The organism is Pseudoalteromonas sp. NZS71_1 (genome assembly GCF_015864305.1).
Classification (GTDB): Bacteria; Pseudomonadota; Gammaproteobacteria; order Enterobacterales; family Alteromonadaceae; genus Pseudoalteromonas; species Pseudoalteromonas arctica.
In genome coordinates, this window is sequence record NZ_JADYXM010000015.1 from 1 (window position 1) to 19,632 (window position 19,632).

General features: G+C 40.4%; 28 protein-coding genes. 8 read left to right on the forward strand and 20 right to left on the reverse strand.

What is annotated here, in order from left to right:
• Nucleotides 1-957 precede the first annotated feature (957 nt).
• The 18 genes from rplQ to I6F43_RS16945 all read right to left on the reverse strand — a co-directional run bounded on the left by rplQ (nt 958) and on the right by I6F43_RS16945 (nt 11,677).
• Nucleotides 958-1,359: a 50S ribosomal protein L17 gene (rplQ, locus tag I6F43_RS16860; RefSeq protein ID WP_002959450.1), complete on the reverse strand. Its 402-nt coding sequence runs from the start codon at nt 1,357-1,359 to the stop codon at nt 958-960.
• A 39-nt stretch (nt 1,360-1,398) separates the two neighbouring features.
• Complete coding sequence (locus tag I6F43_RS16865) at nt 1,399-2,385, reverse strand: DNA-directed RNA polymerase subunit alpha (protein WP_002959452.1); 987 nt, start codon at nt 2,383-2,385, stop codon at nt 1,399-1,401.
• Between the two features lie 24 nt (nt 2,386-2,409).
• On the reverse strand, nt 2,410-3,030 hold the full coding sequence (gene rpsD, locus I6F43_RS16870; protein WP_002959461.1) for a 30S ribosomal protein S4: 621 nt from the start codon (nt 3,028-3,030) through the stop codon (nt 2,410-2,412).
• A gap of 21 nt (nt 3,031-3,051) precedes the next feature.
• Nucleotides 3,052-3,438: a 30S ribosomal protein S11 gene (rpsK, locus tag I6F43_RS16875; protein ID WP_002959471.1), complete on the reverse strand. Its 387-nt coding sequence runs from the start codon at nt 3,436-3,438 to the stop codon at nt 3,052-3,054.
• A 12-nt stretch (nt 3,439-3,450) separates the two neighbouring features.
• The gene (gene rpsM / locus I6F43_RS16880) at nt 3,451-3,807 is read right to left on the reverse strand and encodes a 30S ribosomal protein S13 (protein WP_007584664.1); all 357 of its coding nucleotides are present in this window, start codon (nt 3,805-3,807) and stop codon (nt 3,451-3,453) included.
• 124 nt (nt 3,808-3,931) lie between these two features.
• Entirely contained in the window at nt 3,932-4,045 is a 114-nt protein-coding gene (gene rpmJ / locus I6F43_RS16885) for a 50S ribosomal protein L36 (RefSeq protein WP_002959476.1), read from the reverse strand.
• Between the two features lie 22 nt (nt 4,046-4,067).
• The gene (gene secY, locus I6F43_RS16890) at nt 4,068-5,396 is read right to left on the reverse strand and encodes a preprotein translocase subunit SecY (RefSeq protein ID WP_007584663.1); all 1,329 of its coding nucleotides are present in this window, start codon (nt 5,394-5,396) and stop codon (nt 4,068-4,070) included.
• Between the two features lie 10 nt (nt 5,397-5,406).
• Nucleotides 5,407-5,841, reverse strand: coding sequence for a 50S ribosomal protein L15 (gene rplO, locus I6F43_RS16895; RefSeq protein ID WP_002959480.1), 435 nt, complete (start codon nt 5,839-5,841; stop codon nt 5,407-5,409).
• A 4-nt stretch (nt 5,842-5,845) separates the two neighbouring features.
• The gene (rpmD, locus tag I6F43_RS16900) at nt 5,846-6,028 is read right to left on the reverse strand and encodes a 50S ribosomal protein L30 (protein ID WP_002959482.1); all 183 of its coding nucleotides are present in this window, start codon (nt 6,026-6,028) and stop codon (nt 5,846-5,848) included.
• Between the two features lie 2 nt (nt 6,029-6,030).
• Nucleotides 6,031-6,537, reverse strand: a complete 507-nt coding sequence (rpsE, locus tag I6F43_RS16905; protein WP_002959485.1) for a 30S ribosomal protein S5 — start codon at nt 6,535-6,537, stop codon at nt 6,031-6,033.
• 9 nt (nt 6,538-6,546) lie between these two features.
• A complete protein-coding gene (gene rplR, locus I6F43_RS16910) occupies nt 6,547-6,897 on the reverse strand; it encodes a 50S ribosomal protein L18 (protein WP_002959486.1) in 351 nt (116 codons plus the stop codon).
• A gap of 9 nt (nt 6,898-6,906) precedes the next feature.
• Nucleotides 6,907-7,440, reverse strand: a complete 534-nt coding sequence (rplF, locus tag I6F43_RS16915; RefSeq protein WP_002959488.1) for a 50S ribosomal protein L6 — start codon at nt 7,438-7,440, stop codon at nt 6,907-6,909.
• Between the two features lie 13 nt (nt 7,441-7,453).
• Nucleotides 7,454-7,846 carry a 30S ribosomal protein S8 gene (gene rpsH, locus I6F43_RS16920; protein ID WP_007584660.1) on the reverse strand — a complete coding sequence of 131 codons (393 nt, stop codon included), beginning with the start codon at nt 7,844-7,846 and terminating at the stop codon, nt 7,454-7,456.
• Between the two features lie 21 nt (nt 7,847-7,867).
• On the reverse strand, nt 7,868-8,173 hold the full coding sequence (gene rpsN, locus I6F43_RS16925; protein WP_010554914.1) for a 30S ribosomal protein S14: 306 nt from the start codon (nt 8,171-8,173) through the stop codon (nt 7,868-7,870).
• A gap of 10 nt (nt 8,174-8,183) precedes the next feature.
• Nucleotides 8,184-8,723 (reverse strand): 50S ribosomal protein L5, encoded by a 540-nt coding sequence (rplE, locus tag I6F43_RS16930; protein WP_010554915.1) that lies wholly within the window; start codon nt 8,721-8,723, stop codon nt 8,184-8,186.
• Between the two features lie 16 nt (nt 8,724-8,739).
• Nucleotides 8,740-9,054, reverse strand: a complete 315-nt coding sequence (rplX, locus tag I6F43_RS16935; RefSeq protein ID WP_002959496.1) for a 50S ribosomal protein L24 — start codon at nt 9,052-9,054, stop codon at nt 8,740-8,742.
• A 10-nt stretch (nt 9,055-9,064) separates the two neighbouring features.
• The gene (rplN, locus tag I6F43_RS16940) at nt 9,065-9,433 is read right to left on the reverse strand and encodes a 50S ribosomal protein L14 (protein WP_002959498.1); all 369 of its coding nucleotides are present in this window, start codon (nt 9,431-9,433) and stop codon (nt 9,065-9,067) included.
• A gap of 273 nt (nt 9,434-9,706) precedes the next feature.
• Nucleotides 9,707-11,677 carry an AsmA family protein gene (locus tag I6F43_RS16945; protein WP_007584647.1) on the reverse strand — a complete coding sequence of 657 codons (1,971 nt, stop codon included), beginning with the start codon at nt 11,675-11,677 and terminating at the stop codon, nt 9,707-9,709.
• A 233-nt stretch (nt 11,678-11,910) separates the two neighbouring features.
• Between I6F43_RS16945 and I6F43_RS16950 the strand changes: the two genes are divergently transcribed.
• The 8 genes from I6F43_RS16950 (at nt 11,911) to I6F43_RS16985 (ending at nt 18,902) form a co-directional block, all read left to right on the forward strand.
• The gene (locus tag I6F43_RS16950; RefSeq protein WP_007584645.1) at nt 11,911-12,342 is read left to right on the forward strand and encodes a hypothetical protein; all 432 of its coding nucleotides are present in this window, start codon (nt 11,911-11,913) and stop codon (nt 12,340-12,342) included.
• Between the two features lie 8 nt (nt 12,343-12,350).
• Nucleotides 12,351-12,551, forward strand: a complete 201-nt coding sequence (locus tag I6F43_RS16955) for a helix-turn-helix transcriptional regulator (protein ID WP_007584642.1) — start codon at nt 12,351-12,353, stop codon at nt 12,549-12,551.
• 155 nt (nt 12,552-12,706) lie between these two features.
• Entirely contained in the window at nt 12,707-13,870 is a 1,164-nt protein-coding gene (locus I6F43_RS16960; protein ID WP_024591362.1) for a hypothetical protein, read from the forward strand.
• 277 nt (nt 13,871-14,147) lie between these two features.
• A complete protein-coding gene (locus tag I6F43_RS16965; protein WP_024591363.1) occupies nt 14,148-14,834 on the forward strand; it encodes a TorF family putative porin in 687 nt (228 codons plus the stop codon).
• 193 nt (nt 14,835-15,027) lie between these two features.
• Entirely contained in the window at nt 15,028-15,741 is a 714-nt protein-coding gene (locus I6F43_RS16970) for a YIP1 family protein (RefSeq protein WP_024594265.1), read from the forward strand.
• Nucleotides 15,742-15,797: 56 nt separating this feature from the next.
• The gene (locus I6F43_RS16975; protein ID WP_024595210.1) at nt 15,798-16,964 is read left to right on the forward strand and encodes an efflux RND transporter periplasmic adaptor subunit; all 1,167 of its coding nucleotides are present in this window, start codon (nt 15,798-15,800) and stop codon (nt 16,962-16,964) included.
• Entirely contained in the window at nt 16,964-17,671 is a 708-nt protein-coding gene (locus I6F43_RS16980; RefSeq protein ID WP_024594267.1) for an ABC transporter ATP-binding protein, read from the forward strand. Before I6F43_RS16975 ends, I6F43_RS16980 begins: the two co-directional genes overlap by 1 nt.
• Nucleotides 17,664-18,902 (forward strand): ABC transporter permease, encoded by a 1,239-nt coding sequence (locus I6F43_RS16985; RefSeq protein ID WP_101216074.1) that lies wholly within the window; start codon nt 17,664-17,666, stop codon nt 18,900-18,902. Before I6F43_RS16980 ends, I6F43_RS16985 begins: the two co-directional genes overlap by 8 nt.
• Nucleotides 18,903-18,915: 13 nt before the next feature.
• Here I6F43_RS16985 and I6F43_RS16990 read toward each other — a convergent pair whose 3' ends face one another.
• Together I6F43_RS16990 and I6F43_RS16995 are read right to left on the reverse strand one after the other, a co-directional pair.
• Entirely contained in the window at nt 18,916-19,245 is a 330-nt protein-coding gene (locus I6F43_RS16990; protein ID WP_197103273.1) for a Bor/Iss family lipoprotein, read from the reverse strand.
• Complete coding sequence (locus tag I6F43_RS16995) at nt 19,242-19,553, reverse strand: Bor family protein (protein WP_101163388.1); 312 nt, start codon at nt 19,551-19,553, stop codon at nt 19,242-19,244. The genes I6F43_RS16990 and I6F43_RS16995 overlap by 4 nt, the downstream gene beginning before the upstream one ends.
• Between the last annotated feature and the right edge of the window lie 79 nt (nt 19,554-19,632).

Below are 19,632 nucleotides of genomic sequence, written 5' to 3' on the forward strand. Positions count from 1 at the left end.
GCCCACACAGATGATTGCTTTATATTGTTAAAGAACGTTTTGAGTCGCTTTAGCGTCTCAAGGGATGCGAATAATACACCCTTTATTTTTTGAGTCAACACTTAGTTTTAAACTTTCTTTTTAGATAATTTAAAACCGAAGTTTTATTTAACTCTCTGAGTAGTTCGTGCCTCGCTATGCGTTGGCGTTTCCCGTCTCAGTGGGGTCGCATTATAGGGAGATCCGAAAACAGATCAACCCTTTTTTGAAGAAAACTTGAAATAATGTGCTGTTCGCTGAGTATTTGAGCTAAACGCTCAAAAACACAACTAAACTACCATTATTAATAGGTTCNGCTCAAAAACACAACTAAACTACCATTATTAATAGGTTCATAGAGCTATTTGAAATGAAAGTTGTGGCAACTACTAACGGGTAGAGACACATTTCGATCATCGATGCGGAAAAAACAACCAATAGAGCAAGAGTCGTATTCCTATAATCATTTAAATTAATCAAAAGCTGAGAATTAAATTGATCAGCCTATGTTTAATAATAGTTTTACATATTTTAGGAGGAAGTTTACTTAGGCCGTAATGGTTAACTTTACTCTGAGGTTCTTAGTACCGGTATATTTATAAGAGTACGCACGTTATATCTTTTAATCAGCTCTATAAGTAGAAACTTCGTTAGGGATTGCTCTAATTGTAGCTCAATTCGCGGCGGCATTATTAATAGCTGTAAATCACAATATATAGTGGAAATGATCTTTAACTAGAATCTGATAGGCTATTTTGAATGAATGGTAAATAAAGAGTAATTAGGTAGAGCTATTAAAGCAGCTGTCAAAACAACTTATCAATTCAGAATCTATGAGTCATTGCCCATAATAGAAGGTAATTACTGGTTCATATAGTTTGACAAATTTTAGGCAAGAAAAAGCCGAGCATAGGCTCGGCTTTTAGGTTTCTTTAAGACTTACTCTGCAGACTGTGCGTCTTCTTGAACTGCTTCGCTAGTCGCTGGGCGACCAACTAGTTCAATATAAGCCATTGGTGCATTATCACCAGTACGGAAGCCACACTTAAGAATACGAGTGTAACCACCTGGACGATCCGCGTTACGTGGACCGATTTCACTGAATAATTTACCAACAACTTCATTATCACGCGTGCGAGCAAACGCTAAACGGCGATTTGCTACACTGTCAGTCTTAGCCAGTGTGATTAAAGGTTCAATTACACGACGTAACTCTTTCGCTTTAGGCAAAGTAGTTTTGATGATTTCATGTTTCACCAAAGAACCTGCCATATTGCTAAACATCGCTTTACGATGGCTACTGTTACGGTTTAATTGACGACCACTCTTACGATGGCGCATGACCCTATCCTTCTAACTAAACTAATATAGTGATTTAGATTATTCAGCTAAACTTGCAGGTGGCCAATTTTCTAGGCGCATGCCCAGAGAAAGTCCACGTGAAGCTAGCACGTCTTTAATTTCAGTTAGAGACTTCTTACCTAAATTAGGTGTTTTAAGAAGCTCAACTTCAGTGCGCTGAACTAAATCACCGATATATTGAATTTGCTCGGCTTTCAAACAATTTGCTGAGCGTACTGTTAATTCAAGGTCATCAACTGGACGAAGTAGAATAGGATCGAATTCTGGCTTCTCTTCTTTCTCTTCTGGCTCAGTTACATCACGTAAATCTACGAATGCATCTAATTGCTCAGCTAAGATAGTAGACGCACGGCGGATCGCTTCTTCTGGATCTAAAGTGCCGTTTGTTTCCATATCAATGATTAACTTGTCTAAATCTGTACGTTGCTCAACTCGAGCTGATTCAACCGAGTACGCAATACGTTCAACTGGGCTAAATGATGCATCAAGCAACAATCTACCAATTGGACGCTCATCGTCATCAGAGGATAAACGACTAGATGCCGGCACATAACCACGACCACGTTCAACACGAATACGCATGCTGATCTCGCTGTTATTTGTAGTTAAATTACAAATAACGTGATCTGGATTAGCAATTGTTACATCGCCATCGTGCTGAATATCAGCCGCAGTAACAGGGCCTACACCAGATTTAGTCAGGGTCAGAAAAACTTCATCTTTGCCTTCTAACGTTACTGCTAAACCTTTAAGGTTTAATAGTATTTCAATGATGTCTTCTTGAACGCCTTCTTTCGCGCTGTACTCATGTAATACACCGTCGATTTCAACTTCAGTTACTGCACATCCAGGCATAGATGAAAGTAATATACGGCGTAAAGCATTACCCAGAGTATGGCCAAAGCCACGCTCTAATGGTTCTAAAACTATTTTAGAACGCGTTGGGTTGATAGCGTCGATGTCGACTAACCTTGGTTTTAGAAATTCTGTAACAGAACCCTGCATTTTATCCTCTCTTAACTCTTAACTTTACTTAGAGTAAAGTTCGACGATTAGTTGTTCATTAATGTCCGCAGACAGGTCTGAACGCTCAGGTAGACGCTTAAAGCTGCCTTCCAATTTCTTACCGTCAACTTCAACCCAAGTCGGCTTTTCACGTTGCTCAGCCAACTCTAGAGCAGCGATGATACGTGCTTGTGTCTTAGACTTCTCACGGATTACAACAGTATCTTCTGGAGTAATTACGTATGAAGGAATGTTCACAACACGACCATTAACTAAAATCGCTTTATGGCTTACTAACTGACGTGCTTCTGCACGTGTGCTAGCAAAACCCATGCGATATACAACATTGTCTAAACGTTGCTCTAAAAGCTGTAACAAGTTTTCACCTGTATTACCTTTAAGGCGAGCAGCTTCTTTGTAGTAGTTACGGAATTGCTTTTCTAATACACCGTATATACGACGTACTTTTTGCTTTTCACGTAATTGTAAACCGTAATCAGATAAACGACCTTTACGGGCGCCGTGCTGACCAGGTGCAGTCTCAAGTTTACACTTAGAGTCGATAGCTCTTACGCCGCTCTTAAGGAACAGGTCAGTACCTTCACGACGACTCAGCTTGAGCTTAGGGCCCAAATATCTTGCCATGTTATTTCTCCTAACCTATTGTTAAACGCGACGTTTCTTCGGTGGACGACAACCATTATGTGGTATAGGCGTCACGTCAGTAATGTTGGTAATACGGTAACCAGCAGCATTCAAAGCACGTACAGCAGATTCACGACCTGGACCTGGACCTTTGATGAAAACTTCTAGATTTTTTAAACCGTATTCTTGAGCAGCAGTACCTGCACGCTCTGCAGCAACCTGAGCAGCAAATGGTGTAGATTTACGTGAACCACGGAAACCTGAACCACCGGCAGTAGCCCATGATAGTGCATTACCTTGACGGTCGGTAATCGTTACAATAGTGTTGTTGAAAGACGCATGAACATGAGCCATACCATCAGCAACTTGTTTTTTAACCTTTTTACGACGAATTGGTGTCTTAGCCATAATACTATCCCCTTATCGCTTAATAGGCTTACGAGGACCCTTGCGGGTGCGCGCGTTAGTCTTAGTTCTTTGACCACGTAGTGGTAAAGAGCGACGGTGACGTAGGCCACGATAACAACCAAGGTCCATAAGGCGCTTGATATTTAAAGTAACTTCACGACGAAGATCACCTTCAACAGTGTACTTGCCAACTGCATCACGCAGTACGTCAAGAATTTCGTCTGAAAGTTCACCGATTTTTGTGGTTTCGGCGATACCAGTCGCTACTAAGATAGCCTTAGAGCGAGTCTTACCTATGCCATAAATAGCTGTTAAACCAATAACTGCATGTTTATGATCAGGGACGTTAATGCCAGCAATACGGGCCACTAACACATCTCCTATATTCGAATTTGGTAATCATCTGTTTGAAAAGCCCGTAAGGATACTCAAACGAAGACCAAATTACTACTAAAAACACAGGCCGAGAAAACTCAGCCTGCACGCTGTTTACTTAACCTTGCCTTTGCTTATGCTTAGGCTCACTGCAAATTACGCGTACTACACCAGCACGTTTAATAACTTTACAGTTACGGCATATTTTCTTAACGGAAGCACGTACTTTCATTGCTCAACTCCGTAAACTGACCTTATCGACCGTAGCCTTTAAGGTTCGCTTTTTTCAGCACAGAATCATACTGATGAGACATCAGGTGAGTCTGTACTTGTGCCATAAAGTCCATGATCACTACAACGATAATCAAAACTGATGTACCGCCGAAGTAGAATGGCGTTTGCCACGCCATCGTCATGAATTCAGGCACCAGACAGATAAAGGTTATATACAAAGCGCCTGCCAATGTCAGGCGTGTCATCACTTTATCAATGTATTTAGATGTCTGCTCACCTGGACGAATACCTGGGATAAATGCGCCAGATTTCTTAAGGTTATCTGCTGTTTCACGTGGGTTAAAAACCAACGCTGTGTAGAAAAAGCAGAAGAAGATAATAGCCGCAGCTAAAACAAGTGAGTACAACGGTTGACCTGGGGTCAGCGTAGTAGCAACAGCTTGTAATACATCAGCGACTGGACCTTCACCTTGGCCGAACCAGCTAGCAATTGTACCAGGGAACAGAATTATACTGCTAGCGAAGATTGGTGGAATAACACCCGCCATATTTACTTTTAGTGGTAAATGCGTGCTTTGAGCAGCAAATACTTGACGACCTTGTTGGCGTTTAGCGTAGTTAACAACAATACGACGTTGTCCACGTTCGAAAAACACTACAAGATAAGTAACAGCGAATACGATTACCGCAACCATCAACAGTACAAAAACATTCAAATCACCTTGGCGCGCCATTTCGACTGTCGAACCAATAGCAGACGGCAAGTTAGCTACAATACCAACAAATATTAGAACAGAGATACCGTTACCGATACCACGCTCTGTTATTTGTTCACCCAACCACATAAGGAACATAGTACCAGTTACTAAACTCACCACTGCGGTGAAATAGAAACCCATACCAGGGTTAACAACTAACCCCTCCATCATGCCCGGTAAGCTAGAAGCAATACCGATTGATTGAATAGTAGCTAGCACAAGCGTGCCATAGCGTGTGTACTGGCTAATTTTTTTACGCCCTTGCTCACCTTCTTTCTTAAGCTCTATAAACGGAGGATACATATGCGTTAATAGTTGCGTAATAATCGAAGCCGAGATATACGGCATAATACCCAGTGCTAACACTGAAGCTCGCTCAAGTGCACCACCACTGAACATGTTGAACATCTCAACAATGGTGCCCTTTTGTTGCTCGAAGAAATCGGCAAGTACAGCGGCGTCAATCCCAGGGATCGGCACAAATGAACCTAGACGGTAAATTATGATAGCACCCAATACGAAGAGTAATCGGCGCTTCAATTCCGAAAGTCCACCTTGTGCACTTTTTGTATCTTGACCTGGTTTAGCCATTAGTACTTCCTTAGTCTTCTACCTTGCCTCCGGCAGCTTCAATAGCTTCGCGAGCACCTTTAGAGGCTTTAAGGCCTTTAACGGTAACAGCGCGTGAAACTTCGCCAGATTTAACAACTTTAACGAAAAGAACGTTCTTTTTAACTAGACCAGCTGCTTGTAACGCGCTTAGGTCTACCACATCGCCTTCTACTTTAGCGATTTCAAAAAGGTTTATTTCTGCAGATACTAAAGATTTGCGAGAAGTAAAACCAAATTTAGGTAGACGACGTTGCATAGGCATTTGACCGCCTTCAAAACCAACGCGTACTTTGCCGCCAGAACGTGATTTTTGACCTTTGTGACCACGGCCGCCAGTCTTACCTAGACCAGAACCGATACCACGACCAACACGTTTTGGAGCAGTTTTTGAACCTGCAGCAGGTGAAAGTGTATTCAAATGCATCGAATTAACCCTCTACCTTAACCATGTAAGAAACCTTGTTTATCATACCACGTACACATGCTGTGTCTTCTAACTCAACAGTGTGGTTGATACGACGTAAACCAAGACCGCGTAATGTAGCTTTATGTTTCGGTAAACGACCGATAGAGCTTTTTACTTGTGTTACTTTTACAGTTTGATTTGCCATGGTTACCCCAGTATTTCGTCTACGCGAAGGCCACGTTTAGCAGCGATTGACTGTGGAGAATTCATATTCTCAAGAGCCGAAATCGTTGCACGTACCACGTTGATCGGGTTAGTAGAACCGTAACATTTAGAAAGTACGTTCTGCACACCAGTAACTTCTAGTACTGCACGCATAGCACCACCTGCAATGATACCAGTACCTTCAGATGCTGGTTTCATGAACACTAGTGAGCCAGCATGACGTCCCTTAACAGGATGCTGTAATGTGTTGCCATTTAGGTCTACGTTGATCATGTTACGACGTGCTTTTTCCATTGCTTTTTGAATAGCAGCTGGAACTTCACGTGCTTTACCATAACCGAAACCTACTTTACCTGCGCCATCACCAACTACAGTTAGTGCAGTAAAGCTAAAGATACGACCACCTTTAACTACTTTAGACACACGGTTCACCGCGATTAGCTTTTCAGCTAGATCAGGCTGTTGTTGCTTTGCTTCTACGTTAGCCATAGTCTACTCCTAGAATTGCAAACCGGCTTCACGCGCAGCATCAGCTAGCGCCTTCACACGGCCGTGATATTTAAAGCCACTGCGATCAAAAGCAATCTTTTCGATGCCTTTGTCAGCCGCACGTTCAGCAACCGCTTTGCCAACTGCTTGCGCAGCTTCAACGTTACCGGTGCCTTTAACTGTTTCGCTAATAGCCTTTTCAACAGTAGAAGCAGCAGCCAGTACATTACCCTCAGCATTTACTACTTGAGCGTATATGTGACGTGGCGTGCGGTGGATAACAAGACGCGTTGTGCCTTGTTCAATATAATTTCTACGAGTGCGTTTAGCACGACGTAGACGAGCTGTTTTTTTATCCATCGTCTTACCTTACTTCTTCTTAGCCTCTTTACGGCGTACATTCTCATCTGAATAACGAACACCCTTACCTTTATAAGGCTCAGGTTTACGGTATGCACGAATGTTAGCAGCTGTTTGACCAACTAACTGCTTATCTACGCCCTTAACTAGAACTTCTGTTTGGCTTGGAGTTTCAATCGTAATTCCTTCAGGAACTGCGAAATTAACTGGGTGTGAGAAGCCAAGAGTTAAATCTAATGTTTTACCCTTAGCTGCAGCACGGTAACCCACGCCTACTAACTGAAGTTTCTTCTCGTAACCTTCATGCGTACCAACAACCATGTTGTTGATTAGAGCGCGAGCAGTACCTGCTTGAGCCCATGCATTAGCTACGCCATCACGAGGTAAAGTAGTAATAACGTTGTCATTAACTTGTACTTCAACAGCGTTGTTGATAGTACGAGTAAGTTCACCGTTTTTGCCTTTAACTGTGATTTCCTGGCCTTTTAATGTAACTTCTACACCGGCAGGAACAGTAATTGGTGCCTTTGCTATGCGAGACATAGTTCCCCTCCGATTAAGCTACAAAACCAATGATTTCACCACCAACACCAGCACTACGTGCTGTGCGGTCTGTCATTAGGCCTTTAGAAGTTGATACGATAGCGATACCAAGACCACCCATTACCTTAGGTAATTGGTCACGTTTCTTATAGATACGTAGACCAGGGCGACTTACACGCTGGATATTTTCAATTACAGCTTTGCCTTCGAAGTACTTCAACTCGATAGAAAGCTCAGGTTTAGTTTCACCGTTAACGGCGAAATCTACGATATAACCTTCGTCTTTTAGTACTTTAGCTAATGCTACTTTCAGCTTTGAAGTTGGCATCGTTACAGATACTTTCTTCGCTGATTGACCGTTACGAATTCGTGTAAACAAATCCGCGATAGGATCTTGCAAGCTCATAGTCTTACTCCCATGATTCTATTACCAGCTAGCCTTTTTAAGGCCAGGAATTTCACCGCGCATAGCTGCTTCGCGAACTTTAATACGGCTCATGCCGAATTTGCGAAGGAAACCATGTGGGCGGCCCGTAATGTTACAACGATTACGTTGACGTGCAGGGCTAGAATCACGAGGTAAAGCTTGTAGCTTAAGTACCGCGTCCCAACGATCATCTTCAGATGTGTTAACATCACTGATGATAGCTTTTAGTGCCGCGCGCTTTTCAGCGAACTGAGCAACTAGTTTTGTGCGCTTTGCTTCGCGCGCTTTCATAGAATTCTTTGCCATAACCCTACCCTTATTTCTTAAATGGGAAGTTAAACGCTTCTAACAACGCACGGCCTTCCTCATCAGATTTCGCAGAAGTAGTGATAGTAATATCCATACCGCGTACACGGTCTACTTTATCGTAATCGATTTCTGGGAAGATGATTTGTTCACGTACGCCCATGCTGTAGTTGCCACGTCCATCAAAAGACTTAGCACTTACGCCACGGAAGTCACGAATACGTGGGATAGCGATTGATACCAAACGCTCAAAAAAGTCCCACATACGCTCGCCGCGTAGGGTTACTTTACAACCAATCGGGTAACCTTCACGCACTTTGAAGCCAGCAACAGATTTGCGTGCTTTAGTGATTAGAGGTTTCTGACCAGAGATTGCTGCTAGATCCGCTACTGCGTTATCTAAAATCTTCTTGTCAGCTAGGGCTTCGCCCACGCCCATATTCAATGTGATCTTTTCGATCTGAGGGACTTGCATGACAGAGCTGAAACCAAACTTCTCTTGAAGTTCCGCAACTACTTTGTCTTTATATACTTCATGCAGTTTCGCCATCATTCTACTCCAACTATTAGATAGTTTTACCAGTAGATTTAAAGATACGTAATTTCTTACCATCTTCAATCTTGAAACCTACACGATCAGCTTTACTCGTTTCCGAGTTGAAGATCGCAACGTTTGATGCATCCATAGATGCTTCTTTCTCAACAATGCCGCCAGCTTGGTTCAATTGTGGAACCGGCTTTTGGTGTTTCTTGATCAAGTTTATGCCTTCGACAAAGATTCGACCAGATTCAGTAACAACTGAAAGCACTTTTCCGCGCTTACCTTTGTCTTTACCTGCTAGTACGATTACTTCGTCATCACGACGTATTTTTGCTGCCATGATTGGCTCCTTACAGTACTTCTGGGGCTAGTGAAACGATTTTCATGAACTTATCATTACGAAGTTCGCGAGTCACAGGGCCGAAAATACGTGTACCAATTGGCTGCAAGTTATCATTTAAGATAACAGCTGCGTTGCTGTCAAAACGGATCAAAGAACCATCTGGACGGCGAACACCTTTTCTGGTACGCACAACTACCGCGTTTTTAACATCACCTTTCTTCACTTTACCGCGAGGAATAGCTTCTTTTACAGAAACTTTAATGATGTCGCCAATCGCTGCGTAGCGACGGTGTGAACCACCAAGGACTTTTATACACTGCACTTTGCGAGCGCCGCTGTTATCAGCAACTTCCAGCTGAGTTTGCATTTGGATCATGTTAATGACCTCCGGTGTAGTAATTACAACGTGTCTAAAATTCGTTTAAAAATCAGACATTTCGATTAAATCCCAATCAAAAAACAAACGAGTTGTCTCTTAAGGGCGGGCAATTGTACCAGCATTGAGGGGGTAGTGATAGGTTATTTTTTAATTAATTTAGAGCGTATGGTTATTAAAGTTGAGTAATTACGGCTATGTAGCTATTTTACAGATGGTTACAAAACAAACAAGGCACTATATAAGTGCCTTGTTTGTTTTAACTATAGATGATTAACCGAATAAACCTTTTAATTTATCTTTAATCTTATCCTTTGCTTTGTCTTTGGCTTTTTCTTTTGCCTCATCAACCTTCTGCTTAGCTTCATCTTTAAGCGCATTGCCTACATCAAGCTTTATACCAACATCGTGGAAAGGCCCTTTTATACGTAGTGGTATTTTAAAACCAGTGCTGTCATCAGTGGTCCCCTGTCCTTCGATTGATCCAACTATGCCTGTAACCAAACGGTAATTAACTGTTGTTTGTGGTAAATCAACATCGCCTTCACCTGATATTCTAACGAGTGGGCTAATAAGTGATAAATCAGTATTTTTACCAACACCATTAGTAAAGTTAAAACTTCCTGTTAGTGCAGAGAAATCTGTTTGCTCTGATTCTTCAAACCCGGTATCCAGCCCTTCAGACGCAGCACCAAAGTTTCCTGAAATGAGTTCCTTACCTTTACGAACCATCTCAGCTATATTCGCACCTTTTACGGCTCCATCAGCAAACTCAAATCCAAGTTTTCCGTTAAGCGCACCAATAAACGACTTTTGACTTTGGCCAGTTGTGTTTAGGTTCCAATTTAAAGACCCCTTACCCATTAGCTTGTCAAAACCTGCCGCATCAGTTAATAGAGGCTGTGCATCTATACCAGCTAAGTCAAAGTTAGTTGATATTTTATAAGGTACTTGTTGTGCGTTTACATTGATAACGCCTTTACCTGACCCTTCATAAGCAGAAAAGCTATCTAGGCTTAGTTTTGCAATGCTATTTTTTAAAGCAACAGTAAATTGATTTGCGCCCAACTTAATATCGTTAGCTTTTAATCCACTTGAACGAATAACTACATTCGCATCTAGTGAATTTAACGCACTTAGATCAATTTTAGTGTCATCCCATACTATTGGCTCTGCAGGTTTATCATTTTGCTCTACTGGCTCTTCTTGTTTTGCTACTGCTTCAGGTAGGTACGGGTTTAAATCAAGCATACCTAAATCGATATCAGCATTTACAGCTAAACGCTTTCCTAGGTTAAGCTCGCTCTTACCTTTTATTTCCAATGCGTCTAACGTCGCAACTAAATCGTCTAAATTAAATTTCTCACCTGCTAGGTGCATTTTACCGTTTACACTGAATGCGTTAAAAGCATTGTCTTTAGCGTCTAACTCTACACCTTGCCATTTTGCAATACTTTTAACAGACTCACCGCTTAGTGATAACTGACCTTTAATATCTTGTCCTTGCCCAGCGATGCTCCCTTCGAACGTTAGATCAACTAAACGAGAATCTAAGGTTTGTTTAACATTAAAAGTAGCACCTTCAATTGCTTTAGCAGGAGTATCTAATTTTATATCAAGCTCAAAACGCTCCTGCATATAAGTAATACCCCCTTTTACTTCTAATGTTTTACGAAGTGATGGAAGTAAAATAGCGAGTTCTAAATCACTAATTTGTTGCTTAGCACCTGTTAGGCCATCTAGATAAGTAAATGTGCCGCCATAAATAGCAACCTCACCTAACTCAATATCAAAGTTATCTGGAAGCTTTATCGCTTCACCTGATTGGCTTTGCTCTTTAGGTTGCTCTGCAACTGCATCAAACAACTGCCAATTAGCTTTACCATTTTTGTCAGTTTCTAATAGGATATTTGGTTCGTTTATAACAAACTTATCTAATTTAAACTCGCCACCAAATAATGAAAACCAAGGTATATGTACAGCAAGCTGTTTCATACTCGCCATATCGGCGCGCGAACCTGATTCCATATTTGCAAAATGCACGTCGTTAAGTTCTAACTTTAATGCAGGGAATACGCTAAGTGTTTTATCACCTTTAATAGTAAGAGTGCGCCCAGTTGTTTGTTCTACCTGCTCAGACACTTTATTAAAAATAGTATCAGTAGGGATTAAAAACGGTGCGGCAACAATTAGTGCTATACATAGTAAAAGTATTACACCTACAATTTTAAGTAAAGTTTTCATGATCGTCCTTTCAAACGTGCAAATAATGTTCTTATCATAGCGAGTGTTAGCCTTAAAATCATTGTAGTTGATGTAAAAAAGCCACTAAAACCATTTTACCTGTTATATGTGAATCTTTCCTGAAACATTTTGATACCTTTAGGTTACAAATAAATATTGACCCGGTGATACCCCAAGGTTACATTGATACCCAGAGGTTACAAAAAATAAAATACTATTACAGGATGAATACTATGAAGCAACAGGATATTAAAACTGAAGAACAATTTATGGGTCAAAACATATGGATTAGTTTAAGCGCAGGGATAGTTTGTTTACTTCTCTGTGTTTACTCACTAATAAAACAAGATCAACATATTGGAGGGCTTTTAACTGTTGGAATGGGCGTTTTTTTTTATATAGTTATAGTGATTATTTATCTCATTAAAGGGGGTTTTCCGTTAAAAATGTATTTTCAATACGCTTATAAAGATGAGTTTCTAAACACCATTGACACTAATGCATATAAACATACAAGTTTTGCATTTGGGTTTTGCCTTCTGGGTGTTTTTTATATAAGCGATGAAATACCTACCGAATTTTCGCATGCAACTATGGCAATATTCTACCTAGGTATCATGCTCTTGGTATATGGCGCTTCATTGCTTTGGCAAAATCGTGATTAGGAGTGGATATGCAAAATAACATAGCAAAGTATCGAAAAGAGGCCGGGCTTTCACAGCAAGAACTTGCTGATGCTATTAAAGTGTCGCGCAAAACAATAAGTACCGTAGAAACAAACCGGTTTACGCCGTCGGTAATAATTGCTCTAAAAATAGCAAAGCATTTTAATACCTCAGTTGAAAGCCTCTTTGTACTGGATGAAAATGATTGATACATGTTAAAGCATTAGTCTCATTTTATTAGCAAAAATACCGATTTAGTCACTTCAATTACAACGTATGGAGGACAGCGCTGTTGTTATTAGCGTAATTGCGCTAAAATAGACCAGCAAAAAAATATATATCTAAACCGGAGATTCTACAAGGCATGAAAAAACTGCTAATTTCACCGTCAAAAATGACGCTAGGCGAACAAGAAAATCAAATCTATCAGAACATTCTGAAGCAATCTTCAGAGTTAAGCCTTAACCTTATGGCCGTGAAAGTAGAAAACCACCCTGATGATTTTTTACCTTGGTGTTACGAATTGCTAAGTGCAAGCAGAGATCGTATGAACTACGATTTGCTAGAGCCACAGCAGTTACCAGTACTTAAGAAGCTACACGATCAGCTTATTTCAGCTATCAGCTTTTTACAGGTTAAAACTTTACGTATTGCTCCGTGGCCTGTTGTAAGTGTATTTGTAGAACAACACAAAGACGTTATTGCACTTGATGAACAGCTTCGTTTGGTAGACTACATCAAAAGCATTCGTGAACAGTCTCTTAAAGATATGATTCCTGAAGACTTACTTGCGTTTAGCGGTAAGCACATGGCATCACTTGATCCAAGCACATACAACTTTGACGTTGAATGGTTTGCATCTACAAAGAGTGCAAAGAGCTTCCATCAAATGCTTGGTGATTTACCAGGTGCTTTTGACGATGCACTAGTGAATATTCCACTTGAAGGTGATATTACTCAATACGAATATCAACAATTTGTTGCTGCTTATTCAAAAATATTCACCGACAACAACGAAAAGCCAACACTTGCGCCTGCAACACGACTGCTTGCAATGCGTCGCCCTGATTTATTTACTCCGATTACAAATAATCGATTAGATGCATTATGTGGTGCCCTTGGTGTTTCTAAACTTAAAAATAGTGATTTTGAGCGTTACTGGCAAGATATCGTAAAAGGTATTCAAGCTATGTCATGGTACAAAATGGCTAAACCTAGTAATGAGTTAGAAGAACAATTGGTTGCTATTAAAGCATTAATTCCATGTTTCTTTCACTACGCTGATGCTAAAACACCAGATAACTCTAACTACATTAAACTGCTAACCAAGCCTAAACGTACTACAACTACAACAGGTAAAACTCAGCGTAGAGGTAAAGAGTCTGCAGAAATATTAGTAGACCGTGCTCTTGCTGCTGACGATATTCCTGAACACATTCGCAGTAAACGTGATTCAATTGTGAGTGAAGTACAAAAAGGTCGCAGCGTAAACGAAACAATTAGCCTTATGCGCACTATATTCGGTTAAAATCTTCTAATTTAGCCGTACTTTTATGGTGCGGCTAGGTTAATTTATGCACCACCAATGTGCGCAACATCTTCCTTCATGTTATATCCCCATCCTATTCATAAAATTCAAGCTCATGTTTTTAATAAATAAAAAATAATTTTTAATAAAAAATAATGAAGCTGGCACATACAGTGCAATTATCCCGTTAGTTAAACAATAAAAAGCCGTCAGCCTAAAGGTTCCGATTACATAATAAAAACCTTGGCGAGCAAAAATCATATAACGGGAAATGGACATGCTAAAACTAAAAAAAACCATCGCTATAAGTGCTATAGCATTAATGGGCGCAACATCTTTAACGTCAACAGCCGTACATGCTGAAGTAACAGCAAACGCAGCGGCAACATCAAACTACTTATGGCGTGGTCAAGAGCAAACTGGGGGCGATGCAGCTATTTCAGGCGGTATTGATTACGCCAATGAATCGGGCTTTTATGCAGGTACTTGGGCTTCAAATGCATCGTGGGCCGATGAAATGACCTATGAGCTTGATTTATATGCAGGCTTTGGTGGCGACATTAACGAAAGCGTTAGCTACGATGTTGGCTATATTTATTACGCTTACCCAGACGCAGCTTCTGAAGCAGACGCAGATTTCTCTGAAATTTACGGTAGCATCAGTGTTGAAGGCTTTACATTTGGTGCTTCAGTACTTGCAACATCAGCTGCAAGTGGTGATGGTACAGACTTTGGTGATTCACTTTACCTGACAGCTGATTACGGTTTTGCTGTTGGCAGTAACGGCACTGAAATGGCACTTCACTTAGGCCACTACTCTGGTGACTTTATTGGCGATGATAATATCTTAGATTACGGTGTATCAATTTCGAAAGATGGTTTCACTTTTGGTTTATCTGATACAGATATGGATGATTCAGATATTAAAGCTTACGTTGCTTATTCTGTAGACTTTAATTTATAAGAAAGAATGTGTTACTTGCTGCGACACGAAGGGCCTTTTGGCCCTTTTCTCGTTTTTGAACAAGACCCCCTCATATCTGTTAACAAACCGTTACAATTGAATAAAAACAATACATACATTTTCCTTTATTCTATTACCTAGTCACTGGGCATTTATAACTGCCTAGCCATAAAATAGGTATAAAGGAATAATAATGAAATCACCTAACGCTTTTAGCGCCCTACTCGATATTTATATAAATCCTAGTAAAGCTTTCAATGGTGTTGAACACGCCAAAGGTTGGTCGTGGTTAGCATTTATATGTATTACCCTTGCTAGTATCGCTAGTGTTTATATTTTTTACTCTAGTGTTGATATGCAGTTTTTGATTAATGAGCAAGTAGCAGCATCAAGTATAGATGCAACAATTGGCGAGCAAAAAGCAATTCGTCAAAGTATAGAGCTAAATGCAGAAAACCAAATTTGGTTTGCTCTGTTTGGCGGCGTAATTGCGCTGGCTATCATGAATGCACTCATGGCACTTTATTATATGCTTGTGGCTAAACAAGATCCTGAATCAGAACATAGCTACGGAGCTTGGTATGGATTCTCTACCTGGACAATGATGCCAGTTGTTATTTCAAGCCTAGGCACAATAGCTCTTGTACTAAGTGCAAGTACAGATCAAATATCTCAACAAGCCGTATTTAGCTACGCATCTATTAACCAATTAATAATAGGACTTGAAATTGGCCATCCTTTTTATAGCTTATTAGAATCAATAAACTTATTTAGCTTTTGGAGCATTGCACTGGGAATGATCGGCTTAAAATGCTGGACTAATTTTTCAACTAACAAAGCACTCCTATTCTCTGCACTTCCTTCAATCATTATTTTTGGTATTTGGGCAGTCATTGCAGCAATGTAACCACTAGATGGGGGTATGTATTGCCTCCGCATTACTTAATTCACGGATAGATAAAAATGAAAAAAGCAATAATCATCACACTCGCTGTAGGCGCATTTATAGCCCTAATTGTGTCAAAGCAAATCTCTGGCGATGAAAAACAAGCCGAAGTAAATATTGCTCAAGTAGAGCTTGGCGACATTGCTGACTCAATAATGGCTTCAGGTAATTTAGTTTTTAATACACAAGTGCAATTACGCTCTGAAGTGACAGGCCGAGTAGATAAAATATTTGTTCAAGAAGGCCAAGGAGTGAAACAAGGCGATATGTTAATGCGCCTTGATACAACTGCTTTTGAATCAGAAGTTACCCGTAGTAAAGCAATCCTTCGCGCCACAGAAATTGAAATTAAACACAATAAAACACGCCTTGCTAACCTAGAGCGCCAACTTAAAAGACAAAAAGACTTATACGATGTCGGTTTAGGTAATCAAGAGAGCTACGAGAATATTGAAAGCGCACGCGATCTAGCTAAAATCGATATTGAATCACGAATAGAGTCGTACAACCAAGCACAAGCATCATTACAAATTGCGCAAGATCGCTTAAGTAAAAGTGTATTTAGAGCTCCAATGAGCGGCTTGCTTGCATCTGTAAATATTAAAGAAGGTGAAACCGTTATAGCCGGTACTACTAATATTATTGGTTCTGATTTGATGTTAGTAGCCGATCCTAGCGCTATTTTAGCCGAGCTGCGTGTTGATGAAACCGACATTGCGAGTATTAAGCTTAACCAAAAAGCGAATATTTATGCTGCCGCATACCCTAATAAACCATTTAGCGGCACAGTAATCAATATTGGTACTTCAGCTAAAAACCAAGCAGGCTCTCAAGGTTTATCATTTAAAGTAAAAGTATTACTCGATACTACTGAGCGCCAGCTATATGCAGGAATGAGTTGTAGAGCAGAGATCGCAACAAGCATTGCCGAAAATGGTCTAAAACTTCCAATAGAGGCAATCCAAAAAGAAGACGATAAAACATTTGTATGGCGACTAAATAGTGACAACACAGTTAGCAAAATTGCTGTAACTGTTGGAATATCATCTGATATAGAGCAAGCAATTACTGACGGCTTAAATGAGGGCGACAAAATAGTTATTGGCCCTGCGCGCCCAGTAAGTCTTTTGACTGAAGGTGATGTGGTAAAACTTAAATCAGATGCAGACAAGGAAGAAGCCTAATGTCTGCGGTAATCAAGCTAGAGCATATTAATAAACAATACAAAATGGGCTCAGAGGTATTTAAGGCACTTGATGATGTAAACGTACATATAATGCAAAACGAATACGTGGCGATTATAGGACCTTCTGGTTCAGGCAAGTCGACCTTAATGAACTTACTAGGCTGTTTAGATACACCCAGCAGTGGCGAATACTACTTAAAAGATAAACTAGTAAAAAGTATGACCGAGACAGAGCTTGCTCATCAGCGTAATGAAAGTGTCGGGTTTATATTTCAAAGCTTTAATTTAATACCACGTGCAACCGCACTAGAAAATGTAATGCAGCCTTTAGTATATCGCTTTATTCCTAGTAAACAACGCAAGCAACAAGCTCTAGAAGCACTAAAGCGGGTAGGTCTCGGTGATAAAGTTAATCATTTATCTAGCCAGCTATCGGGCGGGCAACGTCAACGTGTTGCTATTGCCCGCGCTTTAGTCACAAAACCACATATATTATTAGGAGATGAACCCACAGGTAATCTTGATAGTAAAACGACCCGCGAAATTATGGATTTGTTTGATGAGCTGCATAACGAAGGTCACACTATTATTTTAGTAACACATGAGCAAGAAATTGCCGATCATTGCCAACGCGTAATTCGTTTAGTGGACGGTAAAGTGGTAAGTGATGTAACTAAAGATGAAGGAATCAAGCAACATGTTTAAATCAGCTCTTGCCATAATGGAAGGCACTAAAGCCGCTTTTTCAGCTATTAAAGCTAATGCAATGCGCAGCGCACTGACTTGCTTGGGCATTATTATTGGTGTTGCCGCCGTAGTTACTGTCGTTGCAGTAATGCAGGGTTTTACAAAGCAAATAAACGATCAACTTGCTGATATGTCGCCAGATGTAACAACAATAAAGCCTTACACCAGTATTGAACTCGAAATGGTTGGTAAAAATGCCAAGCTTACCTACGACGATTTTTTAGCTTTAAAGTCGCGTATAAAAGAAGCAGAAACGCTAACTGCCCTAATGTTTACCTGGCGCTTTTCGGGGGGAGCTGAGTATGGAAATAAAAGCCACTCATCGCGTGTTATCGGTACTGAGCAAGACTATCAAAAAGCGTATCGTACTTATCCTGAACTTGGTCGCTTTATTCGTGCTGAGGACGATGATAAGCGAAGAAGGGTCGCATTTATCGGCCCTTCAATCATAGAAAAGCTAAACCTTCCTGAAAACCCAGTAGGTGAATATATAAAGCTAGGTGGTGAATGGTTTAGAATTATTGGCGTTGCTGAAAAACAAGGTAGCTTATTTGGTTTTGACCAAGACGATTACATTAATATTCCAATTAGTACCATGAGTGCTTTAGAAGGCGGAAGTACACAAACTAATGTGCAAATTATGTTTAGGCTGAATGAAGGTACTAACGAAGAACAAGTGCTTGCAAAAATAACCCGTGTATTGCGCCAACTACATAAACTAAAAGAGAAAGATGAAAACGACTTTGAATTTGAAACCGCTGAAAAATCTCGTGCCCAAATAGATAAATTTACCAGCAGCGCTACTGCTATTACTGCTGGTATTGTTGGAATAAGCTTACTTGTTGGCGGTATTGGTGTTATGAATATAATGCTAGTGTCGGTAACTGAACGCACACGCGTTATTGGTACATTAAAAGCACTAGGCGCAACACCTGGTTTTATTATGCTGCAGTTTTTAGTTGAAGCCGTTGTGCTTTCACTCTTTGGTGGTTTAATAGGACTCATTATAGGATATGGCGCCGCAGGGCTTATTTCGTTTTTAGTCCCTAGTATGCCTGATGCATATATACCAGCATGGGCTGTAATACTATCGTTCGGATTTACATCAATGATTGGGATTATATTTGGTTTAGCCCCTGCTATTAAAGCAGCAAGACTAAACCCTATAGATGCACTGCGTTATGAATAACTAGTTTAAATAATTATTTAGCTTTAAATGGTACCTTATTACATTGTACTTCTACTGTTTTAGGGTACCAAGCTGGGCCGATTTGATTCACAACCACCTCAGCTAAACCATTAGTAAACGATTTATACGTATGAACGCTTTGCCACTCCCCTTGTGGGCAATGTGTTGTTAAATCTAACGGCTCTGATCCCTCGTACAACGCAAGTGCAAAATTATGATGCCACTGTGAGCTTTTTAGCGTTTTATTGCTTACTTTTCTCTGTATACCGTTATCAAAGTAAATATTTGTACACCCCGTTAAAATAATCAGTGTGCAACCGGCTGCAAATAGCTTGATGCTCATAATGTCTCCCCTAGTATTTGCTCTTGGCACCACACTTTAATGGTATGGGGCGAGTATATTCCAAGCGTAATTAAACTCAGCGCTCCATCGCTAAACGTTTGTTGTGACTGCATTTGAATAACCGGTGTATTTGAACATATTTGTTTTACGTCTACCCGCTGCTCACCCACTAACCCCCATAAATAAAATGGGCGGCTATCTTCGAAATTAGCTTGGCTCGTTATTTTTGCTGTTGCCTGTGGCTGAATGGTTACCGCAGAACAAGCACTGAGGCTTAATGCTATCGCCCCTATAATTAATGGTTTCATACTCTTCCTTATAAACTAAATACCAGTAAGGTAACTTTATAAGAGAACATAAAATATTAGCGTAAAAAGCTGTGGGGAA